The following is a 22,613-nucleotide window of genomic DNA, read 5'->3' on the forward strand; positions in this document are numbered from 1 at the left end:
AGTCTGGGCCGTGTCTCAGTCCCAGTGTGGCTGGTCGTCCTCTCAGACCAGCTACAGATCGTCGCCTTGGTAGGCCTTTACCCCACCAACTAGCTAATCTGACATCGGCCGCTCCAATAGCGCGAGGTCTTGCGATCCCCCGCTTTCACCCGTAGGTCGTATGCGGTATTAATCCGGCTTTCGCCGGGCTATCCCCCACTACTGGGCACGTTCCGATATATTACTCACCCGTTCGCCACTCGCCACCAGGATTGCTCCCGTGCTGCCGTTCGACTTGCATGTGTAAGGCATGCCGCCAGCGTTCAATCTGAGCCAGGATCAAACTCTTCAGTTCGATCTTGAATGTTTGCTCAAAGAATTGAAGTGAACTTCACTTCAGTGAGCGTTTAAGGTCCAAGAGACCTCGAGCCCTGCGGCTCTTGGCACTCGCCTTCAAACGCCCACGCTTATCGGCTGTTAGTTTTTAAAGAGCTTGCCTTGCGGCGCCGCTGAATTCGTTTCCGTGTTCAGCGAAGAAAGCGATTCTGACATGTTTTTTTAAACCCTGTCAAGCACTCGGCTTTCCGTATTCGCTGCTTGATGCGTCACCTGCTCAGGTGGCGCTGCATTCAGCGAAGACCGCGACTATAGCATGCAATTCGAAGCCGTCAACTGGCGGCAAGGCTTCCAGCCTGAACGAGCCCGCCGAGCGAATGCCGCTCCGGGTCATCCGAACTGAGCAACTCTGGGACCATTGCCGCGCACCTTCGCGCCTCGGCGCGCAGCACTCGCTGCTTGATGGATGCGATCTGCGCCGGGTGCATCGAGAAGCTTCGCAGACCCATGCCGAGAAGGACCTCGGTGAACGCCGGGTCGCCCGCCATTTCCCCGCAGACGCTGACGTGTTTCCCGGCCTGACGCGCCTGCTGGATCGTGTTGGCGATCAGGCCCAGCACGGCCGGATGCCAAGGATCGTAGAGGTGCGCCACGGTTTCGTCGGCGCGGTCGATGGCCAACGTGTACTGGATGAGGTCGTTGGTGCCGATGGAAACGAAGTCGAAGTAGCGCAGGAACCTCGACAGGACCAGCGCAGCCGCCGGCACCTCGATCATCGCGCCGATTTCCACGTCCACGAAGGGCCTGCCCGCATCCGCCAGCTGCTGCTTCGCACGAGAAAGCGCGTCCAGGGTCAACTTGACTTCGCTGACATGCGCCACCATTGGGATCAGCAGTCGCACCTTGCCGTAGGCACTTGCCCGCAGGATCGCCCGCAGTTGTTGCCGGAACATGCCCGGCTCGGACAGACTCCAGCGGATGGCGCGCAGGCCCAGCGCGGGATTCAACGCATGCTCGTGCCGCAGCTCATTGACCGACATTCGATCGAGTGGCTTGTCTGCGCCTATGTCGACCGTACGAATCGTCACAGGCAACCCGTTCATCGCCTCGACCGCGGCACGGTAGGCTTCGAACTGCTCGTCCTCGCCAGGCAGTTCACCTCCGCGGTTCATGAAGAGGAACTCGCTGCGGAAGAGGCCGACACCCAGCGCCCCTGCCTCCAACGCCGCCTTGGCATCCGCCGGCAGTTCGATATTCGCCAGCAGCTCGATGCGCTCGCCGTCAAGCGTCACGGCCGGGGTGTGACGTAGGCGCGAGAGACGCTCGCGCTCGAGCTCGCTCTGCCGCTGCCGGAATCGGTACTCTTCGAGCACGATCGGCGACGGGTTGACGACGACGATGCCGTTGTCACCATCGATGATGACCCAGTCGTCCTGCCGGATGATGCGGCTCGCCTCGCGGGCACCGACCACAGCCGGAATGTCCATGCTGCGCGCAACGATCGCCGTGTGCGAGGTGCGCCCGCCAACATCCGTGACAAAGCCGGTGAACACGCCGCCCTTGAAGTGCAGCATGTCGGCCGGCGCAATGTCGTTGGCGACGAGTACCAGCGGGTCCTCGCCGGCGAAGTCGCGCGGCCCGACCGCCGGAGTGGCGGTGAAGGAAGCGCCCGGGCCGCGTGCCAGCGCGCGCAGCAGTCGCTCGACGACCTGTTCGAGGTCGGCCTTGCGCTCACGCAGGTACTCGTCCTCCATCTCGTCGAATTGCCGCGCCAGAACTTCAAGCTGCGCTGACAGCGCCCACTCGGCGTTGTAGTGCCGCTCGTGGATCCATTGTTTGGTGGCGCCTGTGAGCGAGTCGTCGTGCAGCAACATCAGGTGCACATCCAGCAGCGCCGCGAGCTCTGCCGGCGCCTCGACCGGCATGTCACGCTTGAGCAGGCTGAGTTCGCTGGCGACTGCATCACGCGCCACCCGCAGCCGAGCGACCTCGCCCTCGACGCGGGATTCGTCGATGAAGTAGTGCGCGACGTCCACACGGCTCGAAGCCACCAGCACCGCCCGGCCGATGGCGACCCCGCGCGAGACGGGCAATCCGAACACCTGGAAACTCATGTCGGAATGCTATTCCTTCGGCCCGGGCCCGCCATCGGTACTTCTTACAGGCGGCGCACTCTCACTCGCCCTCACCGAACTTGTCGTTGATCAACGCCGTCAGGGCATCGATGGCTTGCTGTTCGTCGGGTCCGGCGGTCTCGATCTCCACTTCGCTGCCTATGCCCGCCGCCAGCATCATCACTCCCATGATGCTCTTGGCGTTCACGCGTCGACCATTTCGGCTCATGAAGACGTCACTCTTGAAGCTCCCGGCCAGTTTGGTCAGCTTGGCCGACGCTCGTGCATGCAACCCCAGCTTATTGTTGATGGTGACGGTGGTCTTGATCATTTGCGCCCGGTTTGAAGGTCTGGTTTTGCGGCCTTGAGGTCGCGACCTGCATCACGCCTTGGGTGGCGCCGGACACTGCCCGCGCCACCAGCGCGTCGAGCGACTCGTCGGCATAACACAGCGAACGCCAAAGCATCGGCACGTTCACGCCCGCGACGACCTTCACCTGCACCCCGTCGGCAAGCCGCTGCGCGACGTTGCACGGCGTAGCGCCGAATACGTCGGTGAAGATCAACGCCTCAGGCCGACGCACGCGCGCGAGAAGTTCTCGCGCCCGCGCTTCGATCTGTTCCGGCGACATGTCGGGACTCACGTCGAGCGCCTCCAGCCACGAGGCACGGTCTGGATAGGCATGGTTGGCCACCGACTTCAGCGAAGACGCGAGCGGCGCATGGGCAATGATCAGCAAGCCGGGCATGGGGATCGAAATTATGGGCTTCTGGCGCTCAATCACCCGCATTCCCGGCCGCAGGCCGTTCGCCGTGCCGCAAAAACCACAGATAGGCCGCAAGCGCACATATGCCGAACAACGTCATGGCCCCCCGGTAGGCCGACAGGATCGAGGCGTCGGAGTGAACGAAGAAGTCGATCGCCAAGCCCAGCCCCCACTGCAGGCTGAAGATGCCCGCGAAGATAACCAGGTTGTAGGCTGACAGGGCGCGACCGGCCAGTTCGGTTGGGAAGGCCTGGCCGATGGCCGGCTGGGAGAGGGAGACCACCGAGCAACTCACGCAGAACAGGGCCCAGATCCAGGCCGTTGCCCGCTCGCCCATCACGATGGCGAGCACGAGCACGGCCAGATTGAACGGAACGCCCCAACGGATCAATCGCGGCGCGCCCCAGCCCGCGCGATACAGCCGCGGCACGACCAAGCCCCAGCCGAGGAAGGCCAGCAGCATCGACAGGTTGATTCCGAACAGGCCCGCCGCGGCCTCGCCTGGCGTCCAGCCGCAAACGCGCACCAGCCAAGGCCCCGCCCAGAGGGATTGGATCGCAATCATTCCGCCGTAATGGAAGAAGCCCAGCGGCGCGAAGCGAACGAATGTCGGGTGGCGCCAGATCGATGCGTAGCCCGACTCGATCTGACTGCCGGCACGGCGCACCGCACCGTCGGCCGGCACCAGCAGCACGATGCCCACCATCGACACTGCAAGTAGCGCGCCGATCAGCCAGAACAACCCGCGCCAGCCGAGCATCGGCATCAACCATTGCACCGGCAGTGTCGAGGCCACCATGCCGAGCGAGCCCGTCATCAGCATCCAGGAGTTGGCACGCAACTGCGCCACCGGCGCGAAACTACGCCGGAACAAGGTCAACGGGGCCATCAGACAGGCGCTGAGGCCGACACCGATGAGCCCGCGCGCGAGGGTCAGCGCGGCGAAGTGCCGTGCCATCGCGAACGCCGCGCAGCCGACCACTGCCACCGCCATCAGCGCGAGCAGCACCCGCCGCGGCCCGTAGCGGTCGAGCGCGCGCCCCAGCGGCAATTGCGTGGCGGCAAAACCGAGAAAGTAGGCCCCGGCAAGCAGTCCCAGATCGCCGGCTGTCAGCCCGAGCTCCGCGCTGAAGCTCGGTGCCAGCGTGGCCGTGACGGCGCGCACCAAGGCGGAGAAGAAGTAGGCGAAGGCGAAGCTGAGGAAGACCAGCACCGCCTCGCGCCTGGGCAGCGTCTGTGCGTCGACGCCGGCCTGCGACGCGGTCATGCCGGCAAACGCAAGCTGCCCAGGAACGTGTCGGCCGCCTCGATGGGCACGCGCTTGCCGAGCACGGTCGCCTGGTAGATGCGCAGTCCCTTCACGAAGAAGGCCGCCTGCTCCTGCATGGCCGTGCCGTCGGGGCGCCGGCCGTCCAGCCGGATGCGGGCAGCCATCGGATTCGGCGTCATGCCCGGCACCTGCAGTGGCAGGGTCTCGCCGCCCGGGCTGGCGAGGTTTGACACGGCCAGCGCTCGCAACTCCTGCAGCGCGGCCGGGACGCGCGCCGGATCGTCCAGGTCGGCAAAACTGAGCGCGAAGCTGACCTCGCCCACGCTGCACACCAGCATCTCCATGCGCACCGTCTGCACCTCCAGCTTGACGCTGCGCGCATGCCGATCCGGCTTGCAGGGAAAGGCCGCGACGATGCCGCTGCCCTCGGGCTGGAACTCGCGCCAGTCGAGCGCGGGTGAACAAGCCGCCAGAATGGCGTTCAGGGCGGCCAGCAGCCACAGGACAAGGCGATGCATCGGCCGATTATCCCGGCCCGGACGCAGCCACAATGGCCACATGACCGCCGATTCCTCGCCCTGCGCGCCGCTGGCCGGCGTGCGCGTGCTCGACCTCTCCCGCGTGCTCGCCGGCCCCTGGTGCACCCAGACGCTGGCCGACCTTGGCGCCGACGTCATCAAGATCGAGCGACCGCTGCGCAATGGTGTCGGCGGCGACGATACCCGCGGCTGGGGCCCGCCCTTCCTGCGCGATCGCGACGGCCGCGACACCGCCGAGGCCGCCTACTACCTCGGTACCAACCGCAACAAGCGCTCAGTCACCGTGGACATTGCGCGGCGGCAGGGGCAGGCGCTGATCCGCCGACTGGCCCAGGGCAGCGACGTCTTTGTCGAGAACTTCAAGGTCGGCGACATGGCCCGCTACGGACTGGACAGTGCCAGTCTGCTCACGCTGAACCCGCGCCTCGTCTACTGCTCGATCACCGGGTTCGGACAGACCGGCCCCTACCGCGACCGCGCGGGCTACGACTACGCCGTGCAGGGCATGGGCGGGCTGATGAGCGTGACCGGGCCGTCGCGCCAGGAGATTGCCGACGACGCCCCGGGCGGCGGGCCGCAGAAGGTGGGCGTCGCCGTCGCCGACCTGTTCACCGGCATGTACGCCACCACGGCCATCCTCGCTGCGCTGCGCCACCGCGATGCCACCGGCCAGGGCCAGGCCATCGACATGGCACTGCTCGACACGCAGGTGGCGATGCTCGCCAACCTGGGCGCCAACTACCTCGTCACCGGCGTGCCGCCACAGCGCGCCGGAAACGCACACCAGAACATCGTGCCGTACCAGGTGTTTGAGGTGGCCGACGGCCACATGATCCTCGCCGTCGGCAACGACGGCCAGTTCGTCAAGTTCTGCGAGGTGGCGGGGCGGCCTGAACTGGCCGCCGACCCGCGCTTCGCCCGCAATGCCGACCGCGTGCGGCATCGCGGTGTGCTGGTGCCCCTGCTGGCCGAGGTGATGCGCAGTCGGCGCAAGTCAGATTGGCTCGGCGCGCTCGAGGCCGCCAAAGTGCCCTGCGGGCCAATCAATGATCTCGCCGAGGTGTTTGCTGACCCGCAGGTTCGCGCGCGCGGCATGACCGTCGAACTGCCGCATCCGCTCGCCGAGCGCGTCACGTTGGTCGCCAGCCCGATGAAACTCTCCGCCACGCCGGTGCAGTACCGCCGACCGCCGCCGCTGCTGGGCGAACACACTGACGAGGTGCTGATCGAGGTCGGCCTGAGCGCCGACGAACTTGCTGAGCTGAAGCAGGCAGGCGTCATCTGACCCACCCTGGGGTGGGGGGGTGGTCACAGTTCGTGACATCTGCCCCCCCGGGACCGAGGGAAAGACAGCCCGGACCCTGGAATCTCGCGGCCTGCGGCGCGACACTCTAGTCCACACATCGCGGCGCGCCTGCTCCCGCTTCCGGTCATCCGCCCAGTCCCGCCAGAGGATTCCACGGATGCACCTTGCCGCGCCGTAGGGAAGGACAAGAAGCACGTGGACATGTCAGATCTCGATCGACGGGGCGCCCCCGCAGCGCCCGCTGCGCGCTCGCATCCGGCGCCTGCCGCCGATGACTCCGAGGCGACCCAGCGCTGGCACCGGCTGGTGACAGAAATCGGAGCAGACACGGCAATGCGACTGAGTTCCGCGCTGGAGCGCATCCATGCCCTCATCGCCACCGGCAAGATAGATCGCGCCGGCTTGCGCGCCCTGCGCGACGAAGTCAACCAGGCGCGCCAGGCCGGCATGATCGGCCAGCAGATCGCGCGCTTCGCCTCCGGCCGCCTGCGCCAATCGCATGAGCGGCTGCAACTGGCCGACACGCTCAGGAGCGTGCTGTCGCACCGTCACCGCGAGACGCATGCGCGCGGCATCGTCCTCAAGCCGATGCTCAAGCCGGTCGAGGTGATCGTCGATGCCTCACTGCTGTTCAGCCTGCTCAACTCCGTGCTCGACTGGGCGCTGATCCATGCGCAGTCGAACATCGATTTCCGCATCGACGTGAAGTCCTGGCCTCAGCACGCTCAGCTCATCTGCCGCTTTGCGCATCGACCGGTCGACCAGATCGATGCCGCCGATCGAACGCCCGAGCCTGCTGCCCTCGAGTGCCTCGGCTGGCGGCTGCTCGAGCAGACAGCCTGGACCATGGGCCTGCCGCTGGACCGGCACGACGACGCGCTGAACACGACGCTGACGATCGAGTTCCCACGCACCGCGACCGACGAGATCGAAGGCGTGACCACGCTGGAGATCGACGAGGGCTTCGCACCCTCGTCGAATTCGAAGCCACTGGCGGGCAGCCACGTACTCGTCATCGCCTCGCGGCGTGACCTGCGCGTGCAGATTCGCGACGCGTTGCGCAGCATGGGCCTGATCATCGACTTCGTCGGCTCGGTCGACGAGGCCGCCGAGTTCTGCCGCGAGGGATTGCCGCACGCCATCATCATCGAGTCGATCCAGCGCGGAGAGAAGTTCGCCCATCTGCACGACGAGATCAGCCACGAGGTGCCAGACTTCGTCTTCATCGAGATCATCGAGGAGGGCAACACCTTCGAGATGTCTGGCTTCGGCGGTTCGAGCGTCGCGCGTGTCGGCCGCGACCTGATCGACAGCTCACTGCCGTCGGCACTGATGTTCGAGCTGTCGAAGGGCCTCTGACCGTACCCCTCTACCAAGGTGCCGGCCACTGCAGCCGCGCACAGATGCGTTCGTAGCGGTCGCGCAGATCGACGGCATCGCGGCCGGGGAGATTGAGCACGGCCCACCGGTGCGAGCCCAACCACTTCATGTCTCGCTTCAAGGCCCCACCGCGCTTCGGATAAATCTCGAGTCGCGCTTCCGGGTACTCGCGCTCCAGCCAGTCGTGGTCGGCCCGCGTCGGCAGCCGCGGACACGTGCTGCCGTCGAAGCTGCGCCAGACGAAACTCGCCGCGGCACCGAAGCGTGGCGCGTGCGGCGCGGGCAGCGGGCGGCCCAGCGCCATCGCGAAGCCGAGCTCGTAGGTGTCGATGCCGCAGGCCCACTCGTAGAACTGCGCAAGCTGCGACGCCAGCCGCGGGTTGACTTCGATCAGCTTGAGTTCGCCCGTGCGCTCGTCGACGAAGAACTCCAGGTTGAAGAAGCCGTGGCCCAGCCCGAAACCGCGCAACACCTTCTCCGCGGCCTGCTGGATGCGCTGCCGCAGCCGCTCGTCCAGCGGCGCCGGGAAGGCGAAGCGCAGGAAGGCCATCGTGCCGGGGTACATGACTTCGTCGGTCACACCGAGCAGATGAACCTGCCCCCCATGCACGTAGCCGTCGACATTGATCTGTCTGCCCTCGAGGACTTCCTCGACGAGCATGTGGTGGGAACCTATGCGGAACTGCGGGAAGCGCTCAATGGCCTGGTTGTGCGGCGCGATGAGCCGCCGGATGATGTGCTTCTCCCAGGGCGCGAAACGCAGGTGCTCGATGAGCTGCTCGGGCGTTTCGCAGCGCCGCGCCAGCACCGAGAACGTGGCCTTCACCGGTTTGGCGAAGAGCGGATAGCGCAGCGACCGCGCCCGCTCCAGGTCGATGTCGTAGGCAATCAGCTCGAACGCGGGGCACAGTTCGGGAGCCACCTCGCGCAGGCGCAGCCGCGCCTCGTACTTGTGCTGCACCTGCAGCAGAGACTCCGGCCGCGCGCCCGGCAGACCCAGACGCTGCGCTACCAGCGCGGCGGCCAGCGCGCCGAACTGCTCGTTGGAGCTGAACACCGCGTCGATGCGGCCGCGGTAGCGCTCGACCATGCGGTCGACGAAGCGCCACAGGTCGAACCACATCAACCTCGCGTTGCTGGGGAAGCTGAAGAGGTCGAAACCGTGCTCGTGGAAGTGGTATCGCCCGCCGCTCGCGTAGCGCGGCAGCAGGCGGCCGTCCCAGTCGGCTCCGAACAGCACGAGCACCCTGGCTGGCGACCGCTTCACTGCAGCGACCCGAAGACTTTCCTCAGGATCGCGCTGCCAGCCGCTGCCGGATTCTGGCGAATCTTGCGTTCCTCCTCGCCGATCATCAGGTAGAGGCCATCGAGCGCCTTGCCGGTGACGTACTGCTGCACGTTCGCTTCCTCCTTCCTCACCAGGCCGAAACTCAGCGCCTTACCCGCGACGGCGTTGTACTTGGCTGCGAGCGACACCCTCTCGGTGGCACGAGTCACGATGGGCAGGAACTTCTCCGACAGCGGCGCGCGCGTCTTGGCGGCGAAGAACTGCGTGACGGAGTCGTCACCGCCGGTGATGACCTCACGCGCGTCTTCGACGCTCATCGACTTGACGGCGTTGATGAGCAGGGGTTTGGCCTCGGGCACGGCCGCCTCCGCGGCGCGGTTCATCGCCGTGACCAGCTCATCCACACGTCTTCCCTGGCCGGTCGCTCTGAGGAACTGCGCCGCATCCTCCAGAAATCCTGGCAGCGGGATGCGCACCTTCGGATTGCCGAGAAAGCCGTCGGTGCGGCCGAGCAGGCCGACCGCCGAGACCGCCCCCGTCCGCAGCGCGGCGCGCACCCCGGCGGCTGCGTCGGTCTCGCCGAGGTCCAGCGCCCTGGCGCCCGTGGTGAAAGCGAACAGGCTCGGGCCGACGAGAAGCCCTGCCGTAAACTGCCTGCGCCGCATGCGTTTCCCCTCCCCGATGACGAAAGCTTCCCGCCATCTTGCCGTCTTGCTGATCACCCTGGCAATCGGGGCGGGCGTCTATCTCAGCCTCGACCGTGCGGGGCCGCCCCAGCCGTTGCCCATCGTGCCGTATACGCTGCTCGACGGCCAAACATCCTCGACCGCGCAGTGGCAGGGCCGGGTGACGCTGGTCAATTTCTGGGCGACGAGCTGCGCCGTCTGCATCAAGGAGATGCCGAAGCTGGTCGACACGCACGAGCGCTTCAGGTCGCGCGGCTTCGACACGCTGGCGGTGGCCATGAGCTACGACCCGCCTGCGGCGGTGGTCGATTACGCGCAGTCGCGCCGGCTGCCATTCGGCGTGGCGATCGACAACACCGGCACGATCGCGAGGAGCTTCGGCGACATCAAGGGCACGCCAACCTCCTTGCTGGTCGACAAGCGCGGTCGCATCGTGCGGCGCTTTGTCGGCGAGCCCGATTTTGCTGCGCTGCACGAAATGATCGAGCAGCTGATCGCCGAGATCTGAGTGGGCTGTGCGGCGGGCCCGCTCAACCCCAGAAGTACCAGACGAACCAGACCAGCAGGGCAATCAGCACCGCGCGCAGCGGGTTGGTGCCCGAGCCGAGAAGGTCACCCCAGTCAACGCCGTCGGCGAGACTGCCGTGACCGCGGCGTTGCGCCGCTTCGGCCTGCATCTTCGCGGCGAACTCGCGCCGCCGCGGCAGGTCGGCATCGAGCACCTCCAGCCTGCGCTTCACCACTTCGGGCGCCGGCCTGGCTGCATGGGCGCGCAGCGCCGGGCCCAGCGTCGCGACACGCTCGTGGGCTTCGGCGAGACGGCTGATGGCCAGGGTGGCGCCGCACTGCGCGCAGTCGACCGACTGGCCTGGCGGCAGTGCCGCGCCGCAGGCGCTGCACTGCAGCGCCTGCTGTCGCGCGGCATCTCGGTGCACCCGCTGCGACACGATCGCGCCTTCCGGATCCAGCGCTCGGGCCAGCCGGGCCACGTCGAGCAGGCTCGGCACCGAGCCGCAGTAGGGGCAGGTCTCGTCGTTCTGGCCGACCGCCGCTCCGCAGTTCACGCAGTCGACGCGGCCCTGTCGCTGCAGCAGGCGCGCGCGGTCGATGCGAGACATCGGCCGCAGCAGGCCCTTCTCCTGCAGGAACTGCGCGAAGGTCTGGTAGGCGCCGTGCCCGGCACGGCATTCGAGTTGCAGCGACTGACCCCAGCGCGAGCGGTTGTGCACCGTCTTCAGCGACGCGCCGCAACGCGCGCAGCCGGCTTGCGGGTCGAGGGTGCGGTGCGGCAACGCCTGCGTGCCGGCCATCGTGCCGACCAGTTCCAGCAAAGCCGGGCCGCTCAGCCGCGCAGTCTCGGTCATGTCGAACCAGACCAAGTGGCAATGTCTGCACAGGTCGACTTCGACCGTGCGGCCGTAGTGGCCGGGCAGCAGCAGTCGCCGCATCGGCTCGCGGCAGTTGCCGCATCGGATCGCCGGTTCGGAAGCCGCGGGCGCGGCGCCGACGGCCATCACCACGCCGTACTCAGGCCACGCCCGCCGAGGCCGCTTGCTGGTCGGCGTGGTAGCTGGAGCGCACCAGCGCGCCGACGGCGGCATGGGTGAAGCCCATCTTCGCCGCCTCGGCCTCGAACATGCGGAAGGTGTCCGGATGCACGTATCGGCGCACCGGCAGGTGGTGGCCACTCGGCGCGAGGTACTGGCCGATGGTCAGCATGTCGATGCCGTGTTCGCGCATGTCGCGCATCACCTGCAGGATCTCCTCGTCGCTCTCGCCGAGGCCGACCATCAGGCCGCTCTTCGTGGGAACGCCGGGCGCGAATTCCTTGAAGCGCTTGAGCAGGTTCAGGCTGAAGGCATAGTCCGAGCCGGGGCGCGCTTCCTTGTACAGGCGCGGCACCGTCTCGAGGTTGTGGTTCATCACGTCCGGCGGCACGGCCTTGAGGATGTCGAGCGCGCGGTCCATGCGGCCGCGGAAGTCGGGGGTGAGGATCTCGATGCGTGTCTGGGGCGACCGCTCGCGCACCTGGCGGATGCACTCGACGAAGTGGCCGGCGCCGCCGTCGCGCAGGTCGTCGCGGTCGACGCTGGTGATGACCACGTACTTCAGCTTCAGCGCGGCAATCGTCGTGGCCAGGTTGAGGGGCTCGTCGGCGTCCAGCGGGTCGGGCCGGCCGTGTCCGACATCGCAGAACGGGCAGCGCCGCGTGCACTTGTCGCCCATGATCATGAAGGTCGCCGTGCCGTGGCCGAAGCACTCGCCGATGTTCGGGCAGGAGGCCTCCTCGCACACCGTGTGCAGCTTGTGATCGCGCAGGATCTGCTTGATTTCGTAGAAGCGCGTGGTCGGCGAACCGGCCTTCACGCGGATCCAGTCGGGCTTCTTGAGCGTCTCGGCGGCGGCGACCTTGATCGGGATGCGCGCCGTCTTCGCCTGGGCCTTCTGCTTCGCCGTGGCGTCGTAATCGGCAGCGCCCTTGGCTTCGTGGGTGACGTTCTCGGTCGGCATGCTGGTGCGCCCTGTTCAGGGACTCAGGTGCGACGCCAGCCTGTCTCCAAGCCGCCGCGCGACGGTGTCCCAGTCGGTGGAAACCCCGAGTCTAGCCAAGTCGACCGTTGCCAGGCCGGCGTAGCCGCACGGGTTGATGCCTTCGAAGGGGCTCAGGTCCATCGTCACGTTGAGCGCCACACCGTGGTAGGTGCAGTGCCGCGTCACCTTGATGCCCAGCGCGGCCACCTTGCCCAGCCCCTCGAAGGGATCGCGGCGCGGGCCGGCCAGGGCGGCGTGGCCGCTGGGATCATCCAGCCGCACATAGATGCCGGGCGCGCCCGCCACGCGGTGGCCGGTGATGCCGAAGTCCTCCAGCGTCTTGATGACGCAATGCTCCAGCCGGTAGACGTATTCCTTGACATGGATGCCCAGCCGCTTGAGGTCGATCAGCGGATAGGCCACCACTTGCCCAGGGCCGTGGTAGGTCACCTGGCCACCGCGGTTGGTCTGCACCACTGGGATGCCACGCGGGTTCAGCACATGCTCGGCGCGGCCGGCCACGCCCTGCGTGAAGACCGGTTCGTGCTCGCACAGCCAGATCTCGTCGGGCGTCTCCATGCTCCGCTGCTCGGAGAAGCCGCGCATCGCGTCCACCGTCGCCGCGTAGTCGACGCGGCCAAGCGTGCGGACGATCGGCATGTTCAGAGCACCACCTTCACCATCGGGTGGGTGGACAGCGTGCGGTACAGCTCGTCGAGCTGCTCGCGGCTGGTGGCCGTGACGGTGATCGTCACGCCGAGATAGTTGCCGGCCCTGCTCGGCCGCGTCTCGATCGAGCTGGCGTCGAAGCCCGGGTCGAACTGCTGCGCCACCATCACCACGGCTTCGGCGAAGCCCGCCACGTTGGCGCCCATCACCTTGATGGGGAACTGCGACGGATACTCGATCAGCGACTGCTCGGGCGGGATGTCTCTCATGGCGGCGTTCATGCAGTCGCAGATGGGTCCGAAGGGCCGCGATTCAACTAGATCGACTGCGTCTGCTTGGCGCGCTGGTACGCCTCGAACAGCCGGGCGTAGACTGGCCCGGGCTTGCCACGCAACGCCCCGTGCCCGACCGGCTGGCCGTCCAGCGACGTGACCGGCAGCACTTCCTTCGTGGCGGAGCTGAGCACCAGCTCGTCGGCGCAGAGCACGTCGGCCTCGGGGATGGGGCGCAGGTTGTAGGCGATGCCCTCCTCTTCGCACAGCTCGCGGATCAGGTCGTAGCGGATGCCCTCGAGCACGTGTTCACTCTTCGGCGGCCCGAGCACCGCGCCTTCGTGCACCACCCACACATTGCTCGCCGAAGCCTCGGTGAGGTAGCCGTCGCGGAACATGATGGTCTCCACCGCGCCCTTGTCCGCCGACATCTGCCGCGCCAGCACGTTGCCGAGCAGCGAGGTGCTCTTGATGTCACCGCGCTCCCAGCGGAAGTCGCGCGCGGTCACGCAGGCCACGCCGTGGTGTCGCTGCTCGGGCGTCGCCGGCTTCATCGGGCTGGCCATCATGAAGACGGTGGGCTCGATGTCGGTGGGCATGACGTGGTCGCGCGGCGCCACGCCGCGCGTCACCTGGATGTAGACCAGCTGGTCCTGGACTCCGGTCTTCTCGGCCAGCGCAGCGACCAGCCGGCGCGAGCGCTCGAGCCACTGCTCGGGCGTCGCAGGACTGGCAATGCGCAACTTGGCCAGGCTGCGGCCCAGCCGCGCCAGGTGCTCGTCGAAGCGGAACAGGCGCCCACCGTACACGGGCACGACCTCGTAAATGCCGTCGCCGAAGATGAAGCCGCGGTCGAGCACCGACACCTTGGCGTCGCGCAGCGAGCTGTACTCGCCGTTGAGGTAGCACAGCGTGTCGGGCAGGGTCTGCATGGCGGCTCCTGGCAAGGCGTTCAGCTTACTTGATCCACAAGCGGATGGCGTCCCAGGCGCGGCCGAAGATGCCGGCCTCGTCGATCTGCTCGAGCACGAGCAGCGGCACCTCGGCCACCGGCGCGCCGGCCGGCGTGCTGACCTTGAGCACGCCCACCCTCTGGCCCTTGGCCAGCGGGGCGACGAGCGGGTCGGTGCGCTCGATCCTCGTCACGAGCTTGCTGCCCTCGCCTCTGGCAACCGTCACGAACACGCCGGCATCGGCGCCGAGCTTCGCCTCGTTGGACTTGCCCTTCCACACCGGCGCCGTGGCGATCGACTTGCCCGGCTCGAACAGTCTCACCGCATCCCAGGCGGCATAGCCCCAGTTGAGCAGCTTCTGGCTTTCAGTGGCGCGCGCCTCCATCGACGCCGTGTTCAGCACCACGCTGAGCAGGCGGCGCTTGCCGTTGGGGAAGTCACGCTGCGCGCTGGCGATCAGGCAATAGCCCGCCGCCTCGGTGTAGCCCGTCTTCATGCCGTCCACCGTCGGGTCGCGCGACAGCAGCACGTTGCGGTTGTTCTCGTTGCTGGCCGGCGCGCCTTCGTAGCGATACTTCTTCGTTGAGTAGATCGGGTAGAACTCGGGGAAATCCTTGATGATGTGCGACGCGACCACCGCGAGGTCGCGCGCCGTGCTGTGGTGCCCGGGTTCGGTGAGGCCCGTGACGTTCTTGAACGCCGTGTTCTTCAGGCCGAAGGCCTGGGCCTGGCGGTTCATCATCTCGACGAAGGCCGGCAGGCTGCCGCCGACACCCTCGGCGAGCGCCACCGAGGCGTCGTTGCCGCTGTTGACGATCATGCCGCGCAGCAGGTCGGACACCTTGGGCGTGTTGCGCGGCTCGATGAACATCAGCGAACCGCCGTGCTTGCGCTCTTCCCAGGCGCGCAGCGACACCGGTAGCGCCTGGTCCTCAGAGATCTTCTTGTCTCGAATGGCGCTGAACACCACGTAGGCGGTCATCAGCTTGGTCAGCGAGGCAGGGTCGGCCGGGGCGTCGGCATTGCGCTCGGCGAGCACCTGGTTGCTCGTCAGGTCAAGCAGCAGGTAACTCTTGGCGGCGATTTCCGGCGGCTGTGGCGCCTGGGCGCGCGATGCCAGGGGAAGGGCAAGGGCCAGTGCGGCCAGCCATGCGGTCAGTCTCTTCATCGGGAGGTGGGGTTCGAGAAAGGATCATGGGTCCGAGCGTGCCCGGGCCCGAAGGTTCAATGGCGGCGGATCATTCGGCCGCGGTTCGCAGCTGCTGCACCAGCGTGTGCTTGAGCAGGCCCAGTTGACCGTGGAAGAAGTGACCCACGCCGGGGAAGACGATCACGGGCAGCGCCTGCGGTCGCGCCCAGTCCAGCGTGGCCGACAGCGGTACGACGTCGTCGGCCTCGCCGTGGATCACCACCGTGTCGGGCGGCACGGCGGGCAATTGCTGTTTCTGCGTCGACGGACCGACCAGCACCAGCCGCTGCGGCTTGGCATCATCGGGCAGCCGCGCCGCAGCCTGTGACGCGACGTAAGCGCCGAAGGAGAACCCGGCCAGCAGCAGCGGCTCGCCCGGCACGCGCACGGCGGCGATCACGGCCAGCGCGTCGTCGATCTCGCCGCGGCCCTCGTCCCAGACGCCTTGTGATGCGCCGACGCCGCGGAAGTTGAAGCGCACACTGCGCCAACCCAGCGCCACCGCGGCACGTGCCAGTGTCTGCGCCACCTTGTTGTCCATCGTGCCGCCGTGCTGCGGGTGCGGATGGCAGATCACCGCCACGCCGCGCTGCGGCGGCGATGGCGCGTCGATCGCGCACTCGATCGCACCGGCGGGTCCCGGCACGAGCTGACGGACAGTCTGGCTGTTCACCGGCCGACGGTCGGCGGAAGCAGCAGGCGCTCCACCACCATGCCCTGCTTCAGGTGCAAGTCGACGATTTCGTCGATGTCGTGCTGGTCCACGTACGTGTACCAGACCGCCTCGGGGTAGACCACCGCCACCGGCCCGCCCGCACAGCGGTCGAGACAGCCGGCCTTGTTCACGCGCACGCCTCCCGCGCCGGCGAGGCCCGCGGCCTTGACGCGCGACTTGCAGTGGTCGAAGCCGGCCTGCGCGCCGTGCTGCGCACAGGCGTTCTCGCCGTTCTCGCGCTGGTTCAGGCAGAAGAAGATATGGCGCTGGTAATAGCTCATGTCGTGATTCTAGGAGCGCTCAGTCGTCGCCCCGGGCGGCCACACGCACGAGCAGATAGACAAGCGCCACGTACGGCCACAGCAGGCCGATCCAATGCGCCGCTCCGTGGAAACGGATGAAGCGCCCCTGCTCCCAGGCCTGCAGGCTCTGGGCGAAGTACGGATCGGCCGGTGCATGCGCGACCAACGCGACCAGTGCCGACAGCGCGACGAGCCCGACGCCGGCGGCCACACGCCGCGGCAGCAGCCCGATGCCCACCCCCAGCAGCGTGCCCAGCGCGAAGCCGGCCGCCGCGTTCGGCGTGCGCCAGGCCAGCGCATGCTCCGGGCCGAAGTTCATCGCCGTCGACAACGTGGTCGCACCGGCGCCGATCAGTACCGCACCGATCACCAGGACCAGGCGCCGCCAGCCGGGCTGCGCGATGGTCAGCGCGATCATGCACGGTGCCAGCAGACCCAGCGCCACGGTGGCGAGTTCCTGTCCGGCCGTGAGCGGCTCCAGGCTGGCCTCAGTGTTCAGCCAGGGTTCGAGCAGTTCCTGCGCGGCGCTGCCTTCGAGCGCAGCGCGCACGCCTTCCTGCAGGCGCGGCCACAGCTGGCCAAGACCAAGCGGCACCGGTGCAGGAAACAGCAGCCCGAGCGGCCACAGGAGCAACAGCGCGAGCCCGCCGGCACTGCCGGCGATGAACCAGCGCTGGCGCACCGACTGCCAACGCTCCAGGCCACCGAGCGTGTGCACGGCCATGCCGATGGCGGCGCCGCAGGCCGTGCCGGCCGTGTTCAACACCAGATCGATGTTGGAGGGCACACGCCGCGGCAGGTAGTTCTGCAGCAGTTCCATGGCGAAGGACAGCGTCGCGCCGGTGACCACGGCCGCCAGCGCGCTGCGCCGCGGCGCCTGCCCCACGCGCACCAGCGCGCCGAAGACCAGCGCACCCAGCGGCAGGTAGCCGACCAGGTTGGCGACCATGTCGAAAGTCGTCCAGTAGGGGGGCCAGGCCAGCGTCAGGAACTGCAGGGGCGAGTGCCCCGGAACGCGCCAGTCGCCGAACGGATACAGGCTCGCGTAGACAACCAGCCCGGCGAAGAGCCAAGCCAGCGGTACGGCGGAGCTGCGCTGGCGGGCCACGGCCGAGCCCCGACGTCCGCTCAGAACGGTTTGACCACCGCCAGCACCACGATGGCGGTGAAGAACAGCACGGACACTTCGTTGAAGACGCGAAACCAGCGCTCGCTGCGGCGGTTGGCGAACTGCTCGAACTGGCGCAGCATGGCCCGGCAGACATGGTGGTAGCCGATCACGCCGGCCACCAGCAGCAGCTTGGCGTGCATCCAGCCGCCGGCGAAGCGGCCGATGCCGCCGAAGCCGATCCACAGCCACAGGCCCAGACTGACCGCCACGACCATCAGCAGGCTGGCGAAGCGGTACAGGCGGCGCGCCATCAGCAGCAACCGCTCGCGCTCGGCGTGGCTGTCGGCCGGCACGGTCGCGAGGTTCACGAAGATGCGCGGCAGGTAGAACAGCCCCGCGAACCAGCTCGCGACGAAGACGATGTGAAAGGCTTTGACCCAGAGCATCGGCCGATTATGGCGACAAGCGCGCGCCCGCCCGGACGGTGGAGGCGGCCCAAGAAAAAGCCCCGGCGCGGGGCCAGGGCTCGAAAGCCTTATCGCTGTCATCACGGTAAGGCACCTGCTCAGGGAGGAAAAGCAGGGAACGATACCCTTGCGGCTATCATTCAGAAGTAACTCTAGCAGATGCAACTGGGACTTGCGAACATTCCGGTGCGCGACCCGTGATGCATGAAACACCGATGCAGCCGCCGCCGCCCTACCCGTCCAGTCGTCCGCGCCGCCTGCGCCGCGATGCCTTCACCCGCGAGCTGGTACGTGAGCACCGACTCCATCCGAGCGACTTGATCCTGCCGGTGTTCGTGCTGGCTGGACAAGGGCAGGTGCAGGACGTCGCCTCCATGCCCGGCGTGCAGCGCCTCAGCCTGGACCGCTTGCTGCCGGTCGCCGAGGACTGCGCGACCCTCGGAATTCCGGTGATGGCGCTGTTCCCGGTGATCGACCAGAAGCTCAAGTTCGAGGACGGCCGCGAAGCGCTCAATCCCGAAGGGCTGGTGCCCACCGTCGTGCGCGAACTGAAGAAGCGATTTCCCCAGCTCGGCGTGATGACCGACGTGGCACTCGACCCCTTCACCTCTCACGGCCAGGACGGCCTGCTCGACGACACCGGCTACATCCTGAACGACGAGACCGTCGCGGTGCTCACCCGGCAGGCCCTGGTTCAGGCCGAGGCCGGCGTGGACATCGTCGCACCCAGCGACATGATGGACGGCCGGATCGGGGCCATTCGCGCGGCGCTGGAAGCCAAGGGCCGCATCCACACCCGCATCATGGCCTACAGCGCCAAGTACGCCAGCGCCTTCTACGGTCCCTTCCGCGACGCGGTGGGCTCCGCGGCCAACCTCGGCAAGAGCAACAAGAAGGTCTACCAGATGGACCCCGGCAACACCGACGAGGCGCTGCGCGAGGTCGCACTGGACATCGCCGAGGGCGCCGACATGGTGATGGTCAAACCCGGCATGCCCTACCTCGACATCGTGCGCCGAGTGAAGGAGCACTTCCGCGTACCCACCTTCGCCTACCAGGTCAGCGGCGAGTACGCGATGCTCAAGGCTGCCGCCGCCAATGGCTGGCTGGACCACGATGCAGTGATGATGGAAAGCCTGCTCGGCTTCAAGCGTGCCGGCGCCGACGGCGTGCTCACCTACTTCGCGCGCGATGCCGCGCGGCTGCTGAAGGCGGCCTGAGGCGGCGACCCGCCCCACGCATGCGCGTCTTCCACATCAGCGGCGAGCAGTTCAGCGAGCTCGGCGGCCTGCCCGAGTCACTTCCAGCTTCCGGCTACCTGTGGGTCGGCGCGGCGCGGCGCGAGTTCGAGGCGCAAATCACGCCGCTCCAGTCCCGGCTTGCGCAGTGGACCGGCGGAACGCTGGTGGACTTGCACGTCTCCGACCTGCTCAACAACCAGCTGCCGTCGCACTTCGACTACACCTCGGGCTACGACCTGCTGGTGTTCCGGCGGTTGGCCGCCGGGGCGGGCACGACAGGCAGCTTCATCGACGAATCCCAACCCAACATCGCCTCGGCGCGGCAGGCGCTGGAAGCGATCGACACCAGCCCGGTCGGCTTCGCGGTGTTCGACCGCGTGCTGTTCACCGTGCACCCGGCCGACTGCCTGGTGCGCGACTACTTCGCCACGCGGTTGGCCCAGCAGGCGCAGCCGACCGAGGCGCGCGGCGGCCCGCGGCTGCCATCGAGTCCGGCCGACCTGATGCTGCGCATGGTCAATCACATGGTCGACAGCTACCTCGAGCTGCGCCGGCTGCTGACGCGCCAGTTCGGCCACCTGCAGAGCCAGCTGTTCCGGCCCGGCGGCAACTTCCGCAACTGGCAGCTGCTGCTCGAATCGCGCAACGCGCTGCACTTGCTGGAAGACACCTGCGAAGACCAGCGCAGCGCGCTGGTCGAGTGGATCGACGCGCTGGAGGAGTGGCCCGACGAGGGCGAGCCGGCCGCGCGCCGCGAGCGCGAGATGCTGCGGCTGCGCTCGCGCGACGTGGTCGAGCACATCGAGCGCGTGCTCGCCCACGTGCGGCGGCTGGAGTCTTCGGCCGAGACCGCGGTGCAGATGCACTTTTCGGCGCAGAGCCATCGCACCAACTCGATCATGCGCACGCTGACCGTGCTGACGGCGATCTTCCTGCCGCTGAACCTCGTCACCGGCTTCTTCGGCATGAACTTCGATGCGTTGCCGCTGATCCACAGCGCCACCGGCTTCTGGATCGCGGCGGGCATGATGCTCGCACTGGGGATCGGCCTGAGCCTGTTCTTCTGGCGCAAGAACTATCTGGGCAGCCGGCATTGAGTGCGGCCCACTTCAGCGCGCGCCAGCTGGCGCTGCTGGTCGTGCTGACGCTGGTCTGGGGACTGAACTGGCCGATCATGAAGATCGGCGTCACGCACTTCCCGCCGCTGTCGTTCCGCGCGATGTCGATGTGGCTGGGCCTGCCGGTGCTGTTCCTCGCTGTGCGTGCGATGAGGGTGCCGCTGCGCATCGAGCGTGCTCAGTGGCCGGAACTCGCCAAGCTGACCTTCACCAACATGATCGTCTGGCACGTGCTCGCGATCATCTCGGTGCAGGCACTGTCGTCGGGCCGTGCCGCCATCCTCGGCTACACGATGCCGGTGTTTTCGGCGCTGTGGGGCGTGGCGATGTTCGGCCAGCGGCTCAGCCCCCGGCAGGTGGCAGGGGTGACCGCGGCAGCGATCGGAGTCGCGCTGCTGCTGTGGCACGAACTCGGTCGCATGGCCGGCAAGCCCTGGGCGGCGCTCGGCATGCTGGTCTCGGCGGCAGTGTGGGCGCTGGGCACGCAGCAGCTGCGCCGCACCCGCATGAACGCGCCGACGCTGGCCATCGTCTTCTGGATGACGGTGATCACCACCCTCGTCATGACGTTGCTGGCCACGGCCTTCGAGACAACGTACTGGCAGAGGCCGGGCGCGGTGGTGTGGGCGGCGATCGCCTTCAACGCGGTGATGATCTTCGGCTTCGCGCAGCCCGTTTGGCTGTACCTCGCGCGCAGCTTGGCGCCGGTGGCGTCGACGCTGTCGGTGATGATGATCCCGGTGCTGGGCACTCTCTCCGGCGCGTGGTGGCTGGACGAGCAGTTGCATTGGCAGGATCTGGCTGCCATCGTGCTGATGCTCGCAGCGATCGCCTCGGTGCTGTGGCCTGCGCGCGCGCCGCGCGCTCAGCCGGCGTAGGGATCCGCGAAACCGAGCGCCGCGAGGATCTGCGTCTCGCGCGCTTCCATGCGTTTGGCCTCGCGCGCCTTCTCGTGCTCGTAGCCCTGCGCGTGCAGCGTGCCGTGCACCAGCAAGTGGGCGTAGTGGGCCTCGACCGACTTGCCCTGCTCCGCCGCCTCGCGTTCGACGACGGGCGCGCAAAGCACCAGATCGGCCTGGACCACCGGAGCGCGCACGTAGTCGAAGGTCAGCACGTTGGTGGCGTAGTCCTTGCCGCGGTAGCCTCGGTTCAGCGACCGGCCCTCCTCGGCATCGACGATGCGCACGGTCATCTCGGCCGGCGAGTCGAGTGCAGCGCGGATCCAGCGCGCCACCCTGTGCCGCGGCAGCAGCGCACGGTGCGTCGCGTCGGCGAACTGCAGAGACAATGCGAGCCCGGGCCGTGACGACATGTCAGCGTTCATCGCCGCGTGCGGCGTCGTAGGCCTCGACGATGCGCGCCACCAGCGGATGGCGCACCACGTCGGCGGCGGTGAAGCGCGTCGTCGCGATGCCGCGCACGCGCCTGAGCACGCGCTCGGCGTCGATCAGGCCGCTCGGCATGCCCTTGGGCAGGTCGATCTGGCTGACGTCCCCGGTGACCACCGCCTTGGCCCCGAAGCCTATGCGCGTGAGGAACATCTTCATCTGCTCGGGTGTGGTGTTCTGCGCCTCGTCGAGGATGACGAAGGCATGGTTCAGCGTGCGCCCCCGCATGAAGGCCAGCGGCGCGATCTCCAGCGTGCCCTTCTCGAAGGCCTTCGTGACGCGGTCGAAGCCCATCAGGTCGTACAGCGCGTCGTACAGCGGGCGAAGGTAGGGGTCGACCTTCTGCGCCAGGTCGCCCGGCAGGAAGCCGAGGCGCTCGCCGGCCTCGACTGCCGGGCGCGTGAGGATGACGCGCTGCACCTGGCTGCGCTCCAGCGCGTCGACCGCGCAGGCCACCGCGAGGAAGGTCTTGCCGGTGCCGGCCGGCCCGATGCCGAAGGTGATGTCGTGCGCGAGGATGTTGCGCAGGTAGGTCACCTGGTTGGGTGTGCGTCCGGCGAGGTCGCTGCGCCGCGTGTGCAGCACGATCTCGGCATCCTCGGCCGGCGCCGCATCGGCCGTTCCGGCAGCGCGCAGCGGCGGCGCGTTCAGGTCGGCCATCGCCTCGACGATGGCGAGCTGCACCTGCTCGGCGGGGATGACGCGTCTGGCCCGGTCGTAGAGTGACTGCAGCAGCGCCACGGCGCGTTCGGCCTGGCGCTTGCCACCCTCGACACGGAATGACTCGTTGCGCCGCGAGATGGTCACGTCAAGCGCCGCCTCGATGCTGCGCAGGTGCTCGTCGAGGCTGCCGCACAGGTGCGCCAGCCGCGCATTGTCGGAGGGGATGAAGGCGTGGCGCAGGATCACGGCGTGGTGTGAGGTCGACAAAGGCGGGATTGTCGCCCCAAGCCGGGCTCCGGCGTGCCGTCCGATCGCTCGCTCGGTGCGA

General features: G+C 67.7%; 25 protein-coding genes and 1 rRNA gene. 6 read left to right on the forward strand and 20 right to left on the reverse strand.

Annotation, left to right across the window (positions count from 1 at the left end; translation table 11 throughout):
- The 6 genes from Q0599_RS25520 to Q0599_RS25545 all read right to left on the reverse strand — a co-directional run.
- Positions 1–334 (reverse strand): 16S ribosomal RNA (locus Q0599_RS25520); the annotation flags it as partial.
- Positions 335–647: 313 nt separating this feature from the next.
- Positions 648–2,429 (reverse strand): phosphoenolpyruvate--protein phosphotransferase, encoded by a 1,782-nt coding sequence (ptsP, locus tag Q0599_RS25525; RefSeq protein ID WP_298835517.1) that lies wholly within the window; start codon positions 2,427–2,429, stop codon positions 648–650.
- A gap of 61 nt (positions 2,430–2,490) precedes the next feature.
- Complete coding sequence (locus Q0599_RS25530; RefSeq protein WP_298835519.1) at positions 2,491–2,760, reverse strand: HPr family phosphocarrier protein; 270 nt, start codon at positions 2,758–2,760, stop codon at positions 2,491–2,493.
- Positions 2,729–3,178, reverse strand: a complete 450-nt coding sequence (locus Q0599_RS25535) for a PTS sugar transporter subunit IIA (RefSeq protein ID WP_298835521.1) — start codon at positions 3,176–3,178, stop codon at positions 2,729–2,731. Before Q0599_RS25535 ends, Q0599_RS25530 begins: the two co-directional genes overlap by 32 nt.
- Positions 3,179–3,206: 28 nt before the next feature.
- Positions 3,207–4,463, reverse strand: a complete 1,257-nt coding sequence (locus Q0599_RS25540) for an MFS transporter (RefSeq protein ID WP_298835523.1) — start codon at positions 4,461–4,463, stop codon at positions 3,207–3,209.
- Complete coding sequence (locus tag Q0599_RS25545) at positions 4,460–4,984, reverse strand: hypothetical protein (protein ID WP_298835525.1); 525 nt, start codon at positions 4,982–4,984, stop codon at positions 4,460–4,462. The genes Q0599_RS25540 and Q0599_RS25545 overlap by 4 nt, the downstream gene beginning before the upstream one ends.
- Before the next feature lie 40 nt (positions 4,985–5,024).
- Between Q0599_RS25545 and Q0599_RS25550 the strand changes: the two genes are divergently transcribed.
- Positions 5,025–6,290: a CaiB/BaiF CoA-transferase family protein gene (locus tag Q0599_RS25550; RefSeq protein ID WP_298835527.1), complete on the forward strand. Its 1,266-nt coding sequence runs from the start codon at positions 5,025–5,027 to the stop codon at positions 6,288–6,290.
- A 354-nt stretch (positions 6,291–6,644) separates the two neighbouring features.
- The gene (locus Q0599_RS25555; RefSeq protein WP_298835529.1) at positions 6,645–7,670 is read left to right on the forward strand and encodes a hypothetical protein; all 1,026 of its coding nucleotides are present in this window, start codon (positions 6,645–6,647) and stop codon (positions 7,668–7,670) included.
- A 10-nt stretch (positions 7,671–7,680) separates the two neighbouring features.
- On the opposite strand, the gene Q0599_RS25560 is transcribed toward Q0599_RS25555, so the two are convergent.
- Together Q0599_RS25560 and Q0599_RS25565 are read right to left on the reverse strand one after the other, a co-directional pair.
- The gene (locus tag Q0599_RS25560; protein WP_298835531.1) at positions 7,681–8,958 is read right to left on the reverse strand and encodes an ATP-grasp domain-containing protein; all 1,278 of its coding nucleotides are present in this window, start codon (positions 8,956–8,958) and stop codon (positions 7,681–7,683) included.
- Complete coding sequence (locus Q0599_RS25565) at positions 8,955–9,644, reverse strand: DUF4197 domain-containing protein (RefSeq protein WP_298835534.1); 690 nt, start codon at positions 9,642–9,644, stop codon at positions 8,955–8,957. Before Q0599_RS25565 ends, Q0599_RS25560 begins: the two co-directional genes overlap by 4 nt.
- Before the next feature lie 16 nt (positions 9,645–9,660).
- Here Q0599_RS25565 and Q0599_RS25570 point away from each other — a divergent pair, with 16 nt between their 5' ends.
- Positions 9,661–10,173 carry a TlpA disulfide reductase family protein gene (locus Q0599_RS25570; protein ID WP_298835536.1) on the forward strand — a complete coding sequence of 171 codons (513 nt, stop codon included), beginning with the start codon at positions 9,661–9,663 and terminating at the stop codon, positions 10,171–10,173.
- A gap of 22 nt (positions 10,174–10,195) precedes the next feature.
- Here the strand turns inward: Q0599_RS25570 and Q0599_RS25575 are convergent, their stop codons facing one another.
- From Q0599_RS25575 to Q0599_RS25620, 10 genes are all read right to left on the reverse strand, one after another.
- Positions 10,196–11,185, reverse strand: a complete 990-nt coding sequence (locus Q0599_RS25575; protein WP_298835538.1) for a hypothetical protein — start codon at positions 11,183–11,185, stop codon at positions 10,196–10,198.
- A 7-nt stretch (positions 11,186–11,192) separates the two neighbouring features.
- Positions 11,193–12,176: a lipoyl synthase gene (gene lipA, locus Q0599_RS25580; protein ID WP_298835540.1), complete on the reverse strand. Its 984-nt coding sequence runs from the start codon at positions 12,174–12,176 to the stop codon at positions 11,193–11,195.
- A gap of 15 nt (positions 12,177–12,191) precedes the next feature.
- Positions 12,192–12,857: a lipoyl(octanoyl) transferase LipB gene (lipB, locus tag Q0599_RS25585; protein ID WP_298835542.1), complete on the reverse strand. Its 666-nt coding sequence runs from the start codon at positions 12,855–12,857 to the stop codon at positions 12,192–12,194.
- A 2-nt stretch (positions 12,858–12,859) separates the two neighbouring features.
- Complete coding sequence (locus Q0599_RS25590) at positions 12,860–13,135, reverse strand: DUF493 family protein (protein ID WP_298835544.1); 276 nt, start codon at positions 13,133–13,135, stop codon at positions 12,860–12,862.
- Between the two features lie 47 nt (positions 13,136–13,182).
- Positions 13,183–14,070, reverse strand: a complete 888-nt coding sequence (locus Q0599_RS25595) for a D-amino acid aminotransferase (RefSeq protein WP_298835546.1) — start codon at positions 14,068–14,070, stop codon at positions 13,183–13,185.
- Positions 14,071–14,095: 25 nt separating this feature from the next.
- Entirely contained in the window at positions 14,096–15,259 is a 1,164-nt protein-coding gene (locus Q0599_RS25600) for a D-alanyl-D-alanine carboxypeptidase family protein (protein WP_298835548.1), read from the reverse strand.
- Positions 15,260–15,329: 70 nt separating this feature from the next.
- Complete coding sequence (locus Q0599_RS25605; RefSeq protein WP_298835550.1) at positions 15,330–15,953, reverse strand: alpha/beta fold hydrolase; 624 nt, start codon at positions 15,951–15,953, stop codon at positions 15,330–15,332.
- The gene (locus Q0599_RS25610) at positions 15,950–16,276 is read right to left on the reverse strand and encodes a (2Fe-2S) ferredoxin domain-containing protein (protein WP_298835552.1); all 327 of its coding nucleotides are present in this window, start codon (positions 16,274–16,276) and stop codon (positions 15,950–15,952) included. Before Q0599_RS25610 ends, Q0599_RS25605 begins: the two co-directional genes overlap by 4 nt.
- A gap of 19 nt (positions 16,277–16,295) precedes the next feature.
- A complete protein-coding gene (locus Q0599_RS25615; RefSeq protein WP_298835554.1) occupies positions 16,296–17,405 on the reverse strand; it encodes a VanZ family protein in 1,110 nt (369 codons plus the stop codon).
- Positions 17,406–17,425: 20 nt separating this feature from the next.
- Positions 17,426–17,854 (reverse strand): CopD family protein, encoded by a 429-nt coding sequence (locus Q0599_RS25620; RefSeq protein ID WP_298835556.1) that lies wholly within the window; start codon positions 17,852–17,854, stop codon positions 17,426–17,428.
- Positions 17,855–18,090: 236 nt separating this feature from the next.
- Here Q0599_RS25620 and hemB point away from each other — a divergent pair, with 236 nt between their 5' ends.
- The 3 genes from hemB to Q0599_RS25635 are packed head-to-tail and all read left to right on the forward strand — an operon-like array spanning position 18,091 to position 21,112.
- Complete coding sequence (gene hemB, locus Q0599_RS25625) at positions 18,091–19,095, forward strand: porphobilinogen synthase (RefSeq protein ID WP_298835558.1); 1,005 nt, start codon at positions 18,091–18,093, stop codon at positions 19,093–19,095.
- 20 nt (positions 19,096–19,115) lie between these two features.
- Positions 19,116–20,213, forward strand: coding sequence for a magnesium transporter CorA family protein (locus tag Q0599_RS25630; protein ID WP_298835560.1), 1,098 nt, complete (start codon positions 19,116–19,118; stop codon positions 20,211–20,213).
- Positions 20,210–21,112 carry a DMT family transporter gene (locus Q0599_RS25635; protein WP_298835562.1) on the forward strand — a complete coding sequence of 301 codons (903 nt, stop codon included), beginning with the start codon at positions 20,210–20,212 and terminating at the stop codon, positions 21,110–21,112. Before Q0599_RS25630 ends, Q0599_RS25635 begins: the two co-directional genes overlap by 4 nt.
- Here the strand turns inward: Q0599_RS25635 and ybeY are convergent.
- Both ybeY and Q0599_RS25645 read right to left on the reverse strand, forming a co-directional pair.
- A complete protein-coding gene (gene ybeY / locus Q0599_RS25640) occupies positions 21,100–21,558 on the reverse strand; it encodes an rRNA maturation RNase YbeY (protein WP_298835564.1) in 459 nt (152 codons plus the stop codon). The two genes, Q0599_RS25635 and ybeY, sit on opposite strands and share 13 nt — an antisense overlap.
- Positions 21,548–22,531, reverse strand: coding sequence for a PhoH family protein (locus tag Q0599_RS25645; RefSeq protein WP_298835566.1), 984 nt, complete (start codon positions 22,529–22,531; stop codon positions 21,548–21,550). Before Q0599_RS25645 ends, ybeY begins: the two co-directional genes overlap by 11 nt.
- Positions 22,532–22,613 lie beyond the last annotated feature (82 nt).

Source organism: uncultured Piscinibacter sp. (genome assembly GCF_937952055.1).
Lineage (GTDB): Bacteria > Pseudomonadota > Gammaproteobacteria > Burkholderiales > Burkholderiaceae_C > Piscinibacter.

Bases quoted from the DNA above. Each gene is read 5' to 3' on its own strand.
- ptsP (WP_298835517.1), bottom strand. From the start codon at position 2,429: ATGAGTTTCCAGGTGTTCGGATTGCCCGTCTCGCGCGGGGTCGCCATC.
- Q0599_RS25530 (WP_298835519.1), bottom strand. From the start codon at position 2,760: ATGATCAAGACCACCGTCACCATCAACAATAAGCTGGGGTTGCATGCA.
- Q0599_RS25535 (WP_298835521.1), bottom strand. From the start codon at position 3,178: ATGCCCGGCTTGCTGATCATTGCCCATGCGCCGCTCGCGTCTTCGCTG.
- Q0599_RS25540 (WP_298835523.1), bottom strand. From the start codon at position 4,463: ATGACCGCGTCGCAGGCCGGCGTCGACGCACAGACGCTGCCCAGGCGC.
- Q0599_RS25545 (WP_298835525.1), bottom strand. From the start codon at position 4,984: ATGCATCGCCTTGTCCTGTGGCTGCTGGCCGCCCTGAACGCCATTCTG.
- Q0599_RS25550 (WP_298835527.1), top strand. From the start codon at position 5,025: ATGACCGCCGATTCCTCGCCCTGCGCGCCGCTGGCCGGCGTGCGCGTG.
- Q0599_RS25555 (WP_298835529.1), top strand. From the start codon at position 6,645: ATGCGACTGAGTTCCGCGCTGGAGCGCATCCATGCCCTCATCGCCACC.
- Q0599_RS25565 (WP_298835534.1), bottom strand. From the start codon at position 9,644: ATGCGGCGCAGGCAGTTTACGGCAGGGCTTCTCGTCGGCCCGAGCCTG.
- Q0599_RS25570 (WP_298835536.1), top strand. From the start codon at position 9,661: ATGACGAAAGCTTCCCGCCATCTTGCCGTCTTGCTGATCACCCTGGCA.
- lipA (WP_298835540.1), bottom strand. From the start codon at position 12,176: ATGCCGACCGAGAACGTCACCCACGAAGCCAAGGGCGCTGCCGATTAC.
- lipB (WP_298835542.1), bottom strand. From the start codon at position 12,857: ATGCCGATCGTCCGCACGCTTGGCCGCGTCGACTACGCGGCGACGGTG.
- Q0599_RS25590 (WP_298835544.1), bottom strand. From the start codon at position 13,135: ATGAGAGACATCCCGCCCGAGCAGTCGCTGATCGAGTATCCGTCGCAG.
- Q0599_RS25595 (WP_298835546.1), bottom strand. From the start codon at position 14,070: ATGCAGACCCTGCCCGACACGCTGTGCTACCTCAACGGCGAGTACAGC.
- Q0599_RS25600 (WP_298835548.1), bottom strand. From the start codon at position 15,259: ATGAAGAGACTGACCGCATGGCTGGCCGCACTGGCCCTTGCCCTTCCC.
- Q0599_RS25610 (WP_298835552.1), bottom strand. From the start codon at position 16,276: ATGAGCTATTACCAGCGCCATATCTTCTTCTGCCTGAACCAGCGCGAG.
- Q0599_RS25620 (WP_298835556.1), bottom strand. From the start codon at position 17,854: ATGCTCTGGGTCAAAGCCTTTCACATCGTCTTCGTCGCGAGCTGGTTC.
- hemB (WP_298835558.1), top strand. From the start codon at position 18,091: ATGCAGCCGCCGCCGCCCTACCCGTCCAGTCGTCCGCGCCGCCTGCGC.
- Q0599_RS25630 (WP_298835560.1), top strand. From the start codon at position 19,116: ATGCGCGTCTTCCACATCAGCGGCGAGCAGTTCAGCGAGCTCGGCGGC.
- ybeY (WP_298835564.1), bottom strand. From the start codon at position 21,558: ATGAACGCTGACATGTCGTCACGGCCCGGGCTCGCATTGTCTCTGCAG.